General features: G+C 70.8%; 1 protein-coding gene. It reads left to right on the top strand.

The window, feature by feature from the left end; genetic code table 11:
* Positions 1–1,030, top strand: a 1,030-nt coding sequence (locus tag EAO77_RS36605) for an acyltransferase domain-containing protein (RefSeq protein WP_147992593.1), incomplete at both ends; no start/stop codon positions are given.

Consider the following 1,030-nt stretch of genomic DNA (forward strand, 5'->3'; position numbering starts at 1 on the left):
CTGGAGGCGCTGGCGTCGGGTGAGCCGGCCGCGCACGTGATCACCGGGACCGCGGACGTGGACGGCAGGACCGTCTTCGTCTTCCCCGGCCAGGGCCACCAGTGGACCGGCATGGGCGCCCGCCTCCTCGACACCAGCCCCGTCTTCCACCACCACATCGGCGAATGCGCCGTCGCGCTGAGGGCGTATGTCGACTGGGACCTGGTCGACGTCCTGCGCGGCACCGAAGGCGCACCCGGCTTCGACCGCGTCGACGTCGTCCAGCCCGCCTCCTTCGCCGTCATGGTCGCCCTCGCCCGCCTCTGGCAGCACCACGGCATCACCCCCCACGCCGTCACCGGCCACTCCCAGGGCGAAATCGCCGCCGCCCACATCGCCGGCACCCTCACCCTCGACGACGCCGCCCGCATCGTCACCCTCCGCTCCCAGGCCATCGCCACCCACCTCGCCGGCCACGGCGGCATGATGTCCCTCCCCCTCCCCCTCACCACCGTCGAAAACCACCTCACCGACCACCCCGGCATCGAGATCGCCGCCGTCAACGGACCCAACTCCACCGTCGTCGCCGGCGACCCCACCGCCCTCGACACCCTCCACACCCACCTCAACGACAACGGCATCCGCGCCCGCAAAATCCCCGTCGACTACGCCTCCCACACCACCCACGTCACCGCCATCGARAACGAACTCGCCACCCTCCTCGACGGCATCACCCCCCGCACCGCCGACATCCCCCTCCACTCCACCCTCACCGGCGAACTCATCGACGGCACCACCATGACCGCCGACCACTGGTACCAGAACCTCCGCCACCAGGTCCGCTTCGCCACCACCATCGAAAACCTCGCCCGCACCGGACACCGCACCTTCATCGAAATCAGCGCCCACCCCGTCCTCACCATGCCCATCGGCGACATCCTCGACCAACACGCCGACACCCCCTGGACCACCACCGGCGCCCCCGCGGAGTCCGCGGCCGCGACAGCGATCGTGTCGTCACCCCGCGGGGTGATCCGCACCCGCAACTGCC

Source organism: Streptomyces sp. T39 (assembly GCF_008042045.1).
Taxonomy (GTDB): Bacteria; Actinomycetota; Actinomycetes; order Streptomycetales; family Streptomycetaceae; genus Streptomyces.